At 57.3% G+C, this 6,344-nt stretch carries 6 protein-coding genes; all 6 read right to left on the bottom strand.

What is annotated here, in order from left to right; translation table 11 throughout:
• Nucleotides 1-15 precede the first annotated feature (15 nt).
• Complete coding sequence (locus N0M98_RS14955; protein ID WP_259618391.1) at nt 16-912, bottom strand: hypothetical protein; 897 nt, start codon at nt 910-912, stop codon at nt 16-18.
• A 25-nt stretch (nt 913-937) separates the two neighbouring features.
• Nucleotides 938-1,927 carry a hypothetical protein gene (locus N0M98_RS14960; protein ID WP_259618392.1) on the bottom strand — a complete coding sequence of 330 codons (990 nt, stop codon included), beginning with the start codon at nt 1,925-1,927 and terminating at the stop codon, nt 938-940.
• Nucleotides 1,905-3,617, bottom strand: a complete 1,713-nt coding sequence (locus tag N0M98_RS14965) for an ATPase, T2SS/T4P/T4SS family (RefSeq protein WP_259618393.1) — start codon at nt 3,615-3,617, stop codon at nt 1,905-1,907. The genes N0M98_RS14960 and N0M98_RS14965 overlap by 23 nt, the downstream gene beginning before the upstream one ends.
• A 4-nt stretch (nt 3,618-3,621) precedes the next feature.
• The gene (locus N0M98_RS14970; protein ID WP_259618394.1) at nt 3,622-4,941 is read right to left on the bottom strand and encodes a P-loop NTPase family protein; all 1,320 of its coding nucleotides are present in this window, start codon (nt 4,939-4,941) and stop codon (nt 3,622-3,624) included.
• 77 nt (nt 4,942-5,018) lie between these two features.
• Nucleotides 5,019-5,717, bottom strand: a complete 699-nt coding sequence (locus N0M98_RS14975) for an SAF domain-containing protein (protein ID WP_249865714.1) — start codon at nt 5,715-5,717, stop codon at nt 5,019-5,021.
• Between the two features lie 19 nt (nt 5,718-5,736).
• A partial coding sequence (locus tag N0M98_RS14980) for a hypothetical protein (protein WP_259618395.1) occupies nt 5,737-6,344 on the bottom strand: 608 nt, incomplete at its 5' end.

Genomic DNA, 6,344 nt, shown 5'->3' on the forward strand with positions numbered 1-6,344 from the left:
GGTCAAATGATAATATTACGCTCCGAAATGATTGGTGCTGCGCGCCAAATCGGTGACATATTGCTGGGCTATGTTCAGCGCGTTCCATAAGTAAATAAGCAGCGGGCTAAAGGCGGCGGCATAGGCCAAATTGCCGAAAAACTTGCGCTGTCTGCGCCGGTTCTCCCTAAGCATCTGCGTATAGCTCTCCTCCCGCGTATCCACCATGGCGGCGATGTCCTCCGGAGGCGTCAGCTCCAGATCGGCGAGCAGCTTGCACAGCTCCTTCGCTTCCCGCGTTCCTATATCTTCAGCGATCGTCTGCAGCGCAGCGTGCGCTCCGTCATCGAACATCCGCAGCCCTTTGTTCAGGGAAGGCTTGATTCTCACCGTATAATCGCGCAGCTTCGTCAAGAGCGTGTGCAGGTTCAGCCTGCGCTTGCCGCTGCCTTTCAGCTCGTCGGCAATCATGCTGTAGATCATGAAGAGCTCTCTGTTCTTCTCCCCTTCGTCGATTTCTTTCCATTTGCCGAGAAAATAGGTCAGCAGCGAAGCTTTCGTATTCGTTGCAAGCAGCAGCACGACAGGTCCCCACAGCTTGAGCAGCAGGCTCGTCCACGTGAAGCGATCCCAATGAAACGAAGCGTCGTACAGCGTATTTAACGTCCAGACGAGCGCCGTCCCGTAGCGCAGCGATTGAATTCTCCACGCATTCATCCGAAACGGATAACCGGTCTGCTCAAGCTGCCGTTCGAGTTCCGGGTGATGAAGCCACGCTCTAAGCCGCATATATTGAAGCCTTGTCATCCGCTTCAGCGAAATCGGCGCGCGCAGCTTGCGGTGCACCAAATACGCGGCGTAAACGTAAATCAAACAAACGGCCAGCCCAAGCAGCGCTCCCGCCAGCACATACAGCTTCCGCTGCAGCTCCATGATTCGCTCCCCTTCCCGTCAGATGCTAATAATCGTTTGGGGGCCTGCGGAACCAGACGGCCAGCAGCAGAGAGCCCCCTATAAAACAAAGCGTTACCGTAAACCAAAATCGTCCCTGCTCCGTCCCCAGCTGATAATGCATCGTGCTGTTATAACCCATGAAGACAATCATAATGACGATGAGCAGCGGAAATAAAATGACATGCAGCCAGCTAAGCTGCAGCACTTCGGTGCTCGAATCCCCTTCGTCGCGCAGCATGTCGATTTGTTTATGAATGTTTTTGTCGATAGCGTTCAGCGTGCTTTCGACATTTTCTCCGCGCAGCAATCCCTTCAGCACCGTTAAGCCGAACTGCTTGGCAAAGGAGGTGTGAATGCTGTAAATAAATTCCTCCACCGCCTTCTCAAGCTCCTGCGAATCTACGTAATTCAGCTCCTCTCTAATCCAGTTCATAAAATGCCGGCGAATCGGCGCCGAAGCGATCTCCGGGCTGGCAAGCTGCAGGGCGGCGCGCATATTGCCGCGGCTCACCTTGTATTTACTGGACAGTATGCCGACCGCTTCCGCCAGGTCGTATCCGCCTTGAATTTGCATGTTCCTCAGCTTGATCCGGTAATAAGCGGCCGGCGCGGTCAAGATAAGGAGCCCGAGAAAAAGGCTGAATCTAATATCGTAAGTAATGAAATAAATGACGATGCACGCAGATAAAGACGTAGACACATTCATTAGGACGAATTTCTGTACGGTCGATTCGTTGAACTTCTCCCCTTGCGTCGCTTTGAGCAGAAGCTCCAGCTGACGGCGCAGCCGCAGCCATATCACGGTGATCCAACGCTGCTCATCCCGCTGCTTACGCTGCTGCAGCAGCTTCATATCCGCCCGGTGGCGGCGCTCGGTTCGAAGCAGCAAGCCCAGATTGCGCAGCAGCGGTTGAAGCAGCTTGTAAAGACCGAACGTGAACAGCCATGCGGATAAACAAAGATACGCTACGTTAAAGACCGGATAAGTCGCCATGAAGCGCTCCTCCTTCTCGATTCGGCCGTTTATCCGCGGCCGCATAAGCTGCGCCGTCGTAAGCCTGCTCACCCGCTAACGGTATACCGCACGCCCTGCTCATCCGTTCCAGGGAATTGCTGATGCGGTGAAGCGGATCGGCTTCGGCCGGATTGTAGACGACGACTCCTTCGTCCGGAGACATCGGCGCCGCCGAAGCGAGACGCCGAAGCGCCTGCTCGGTCCGTTCGGCCCATTCGGGGCTAACCTCCCGCATTTCCTTGCGGAGCCGATCGCTCATATCGTAACGATACGTCCACGTATCGGTCCGCTCGTCCCAACGCATCAGCTCATGCGTGCTGATCTCGCGGGTAAACCGATCATACCGCAGCTCCATCACGCTTTTGATTCGTTTGCGAATACGCCCCGGGTCCTGAGTTTGTACGATCAAAATGTCGATATTTTCGGCGACACGCTTCTCTTCCTCCTCGAATCGGACGCCGGGGTTCAAGCTGCACAGCAGCCTGGCGAACTGCGACGGAACCGTCTCCGGCTTCCACGTGTGAAAGGTGCTGCCGAAGCCTTTGAGCAGCCGCTCGCAGGCAAGCATCGCCCCTTCGGCCTCAACCCTGCGCACCTCGCCGATGATCGCGTAATCGACGTCGAAGCGCAGCACCTGATCCATGGCGTGATGGAACGTATTTTCGTGCGTCACGCGTTCGATCAGCTTCTTTTCCGGAAAATCGCGGCTGGCCGCCAGCTCGTAATGCTTCTCAATGATCGCCCCCGTATAATCATTTTCCCGTTCGGCCAGCAGCGCCTTCAGCGTCGTCGATTTCCCCGTACCGGGAGGACCGACGATCAAAGCGTTGCAATGCGTTTTGGACAAGCCTTTGAGCAGGACGGCCGCTTCGGGAGGAATCGTGCGTCTTCGCTCGTCCGCCAAATCGTCGACGGTCACCCGTCCGATCAGAAACCGGCGAAACGTGATGACGTCGTGACGCACATCGGGCTTGACCGTGAGCGTCACCCGCTCCCCGGTATACAAGTCGACCTCCAGCGTCGTATGGTACAGGTTGACGATGGCGTCCTCCTTTTGCCGGGTCAAGGCGCGTATAATTTTATCCACTTCCCGGGTCGAAGCGAATTGGAACGGCATCCGCCGGTGACGTCCGCCGGTATGAATCCAGATGGAGGTGCCGATAATTTGGGCGGCATAGCTGTCGGGATACTTTTGCCAGCACGCGAGCGCCTTGAAGCCGTATATTTCGTGAAACATAGCATGCGTAATATCCGAATAGCACTGCTGCTCCTCCCGCGCGTAGGCGCGCAGTCCGGCGTAATACTCCGGCAGTTCGACCTGATAAAGCCCCTGCTGATCGACGTACGATTGGATCTGCTCCATAATGGCCGTTACCGTCTCCGGGACGCCGATAATCGCTTTATTCTCCAGCTCTACGAACGCCTGCGCCTCGTCGCTTCCCGCTCCTTCAGACTGCGTGCGTTCGGAAGCCCCTCGCTGCACGGCCCCGGCGAACCGTTCGCCGACAAGCTCCTTGTACGCTTTGCATGCCTGATCGAACGAAAGCTTGCCGCCCTTGGACGCCGGCGGATCGGAAGGCGGCTCGGCCTTCTCAGGGACAACAGGCTCGGGATTCCCCTCTCTATGAAAATAGCCGATATGAAACCGCTGTTGACGCTGGGCTTCCATCCCGTCAAGCCTCCCTGACCGGTTTCATCCAGCGCAGCCAGCCGCTCTTGGCCGGCTTCATAGCGTGAACGGACGCGCTTTCTTTCGCAGGCGAAACCACCGGCAGATCATAGTACTGCAATATCGCTTTGCAAACTTTGTTCAGCTCCTTATCGTATTCGGGCCAAGCCTGACTCAGCAGGCTCCGGTCCGATTCGCTGCGGCCGAAAGCATCGATATAAGGCAAGCTGCCGACATAAGGCATGTTCAGCTGGCGGGACAGCTGCTTCTCGTTCTCCATTTCAGGCGAATGGATCATCTTGTTGAAAAGAAGCATCGGCTGCCGCTGCTCCATATGGAAGATAGGCTGCAAAATATGCTCGCACATGCGCCGCCATTGCTCTTTCGCTTGACGGCTTTGTCCCATCTGAACCAGGATAAGATCCGCCGTATGAATGCTTTGCGCCGACAACGCATGGTCCGGGTAGCTGCCCGCGTCGAGCAGCACGATGTCGAAACATTCCCGCGCCTTGTCGATCAGCCAGGCGATGCCTTCAGTATGATAATAGTACAGCTTCTTCAAATCCCGGTTGCCCGCCAGGTAATGAACGCCGGGTGCGAGCTCCAGCATTTTCTCCTTCAGCTCGCCGGCTTGCAGCTGTTTGCCCTGCAGATTGCCCCATAATTCATCCAAATATTTGCCGGTATACGCAAGCCCGCTGTCGCCCGGGTTCCAGCCGTTCAAGCCAAGGATGCCTACACGGATGCCGGCCAGCTTGGCCAGCGCGATTCCGGTCCGCAGCAGGCTGGAAGTAAGCCCGAGCTGCGGGAGCGCGCCTACTAGCGCAATCACCTTGCTCGCCGACTGGTTCCTTGTAAAACATATCGCTGAAATTTCATCGGCCACCTGTTCCGTCGTCCGGTAAGGCGGCACATAATCCATCTCATGAGCGGCGCACAGACTCTGCATCGCCCGCATCGCATGGGCGTCTCCGTCGTTGCTCAACAAGTAAACGAACTTTCCGGCCGGATAGAGCGAGCGCAGAGCTACCGCTTCATAAATATCCAGCAGCCCGTCGCTGACGATCCATACGTCCGAAGCCGACATCGCCGAGTCGACCGGAGCCGGTACCATAATCGAAATGTCGTCCGTATAAGCTTCGATGCCGATATCGGCCGAAAGCCCGGCGGCATTCCGCCTCCCCGGCTGCTCTTGTCTTCCTTCCAGCTCCGCCAGCAGCACAGAAATCATTTCTTTCGATACAGGCAAAACGGCGCCGTATTCCCCGGTTTGCCTCAAAGCTTCCAACAGCCTTCTGTCTGCGGAAACGACATATGCGTTCACCTTGATCTTCCTCCTTCATGACGGAAGGCTTTTGCCCCCTCCGCTGCTCTCGCTTGCTTCGTCTGCTTTTCCCGCTTTTAGTGGTAAATAATTAAAAATTTATATCCCTGCATCCCATATTTGCGGATCAGCTCTTTTTGTTGTTCAGTGACAATCACTTCTACGGTATTTACGACCCCCGTCGTTTTCTTACGGTCCTCGGAGGAAGAAATTTCCTGGTTATTCGTTCCTTTGGCGAAGCTGACGACCATATCCGTGAGCCGCTGTTCTTCTTCGAACGGAATTTGCAGCTGCTCCATCTTCTCCCGGGTCATCTCCTCGCCCGATTTCTCTTCGGCTTTCTTCGCTTCTTCCTTCGGGATCAGCAGCAGGGAGATCCGATCGCCGCGAAGCAGGCTGCCGGGCGGCTTGCCGAACGTCCATTCCGCCGGAAGCGGCATATTCCACTCTCCGGGCCCCGGCAGCAGATGAGCGGTATTAAGCATAGCGTCCGTAATTTGCTCGTTGGGGCGGATTTCTCTAACCGTTTCCTGATGAAGAACCGCAGACAGCCGGCTTGCCGCCCCGCTGACAAGCAGCTCCTTCTTCACCTTCACGACCTTAAGATCGGCCTCGGACAAGCGGGCCCCGCGGTCGATGCCGCGCGCCGCCTGTACAACGTCTACGGTGCCCCAGCGCGGCTCTACGCCCCATTTCCAGCCTATCAAGAGCGCCGGCCCCGATAAACAAAGCCCGATCACCAGCACATAATACAAGCATTTATACCAAAAATTCATCGTGGCCCCTTCCCCCGTGTCATCCGTTTTTCCAAAGCTGAAGCAGCGTGCGAAGCGTGCCTCCGCCTATGCCGACCCGTTCGCCCGAGCCGCCGCCTTCCGCTGCCCCTTGCTGCAGCCAGCCGCGCAGCCAAGGCTGCAGAGCTCGGCCTAACTGCTGCTGGACGCCGGGAAGGTCGTGCACCAGTTGGCCGAACCAGTTGGCTTCCGCTACCTTGACGAAGTCGATCGCGGGCAGCAGACATGCCGGCCGCTCCGGAAGTACCTGCAGCCATTGCGCGGTATGGCCGGACGAGACGGCTTTATTGGCTAAGCCGTATACCCGCTTGCCCGCCTGCCTGAACATGCTCAGCAGCTCCAGTCGGTTTCGCACTGCAGGCAGATCCAATTTATGAATCAGCGGGTCCACGACGTAGATAATGTCCTGGGCCTTGCCCAGCAGCTCGCGGACATCGGGGCGGTCCCACTCCGCGCCGATATCGACCAGCAGCAGCGGCGGCAGCTCCCGCTGAAGCAGCAGGCTCAGCCAGCGGCCGGCCGGCGCGTCGTCACGGGCCGCCGCCGGAGCGCGGGCGGCCGCGGCTGGCGCGGACGGCAGCCACAGCGTGCAGCCGTCCGCCCAGAGCG

Source organism: Paenibacillus doosanensis (assembly GCF_025060755.1).
Classification (GTDB): Bacteria; Bacillota; Bacilli; order Paenibacillales; family NBRC-103111; genus Paenibacillus_S; species Paenibacillus_S doosanensis.

Coding starts and splice junctions, on each gene's coding strand:
- N0M98_RS14955 (WP_259618391.1), bottom strand. CDS start 912: ATGGAGCTGCAGCGGAAGCTGTATGTGCTGGCGGGAGCGCTGCTTGGG.
- N0M98_RS14960 (WP_259618392.1), bottom strand. CDS start 1,927: ATGGCGACTTATCCGGTCTTTAACGTAGCGTATCTTTGTTTATCCGCA.
- N0M98_RS14965 (WP_259618393.1), bottom strand. CDS start 3,617: ATGGAAGCCCAGCGTCAACAGCGGTTTCATATCGGCTATTTTCATAGA.
- N0M98_RS14975 (WP_249865714.1), bottom strand. CDS start 5,717: ATGAATTTTTGGTATAAATGCTTGTATTATGTGCTGGTGATCGGGCTT.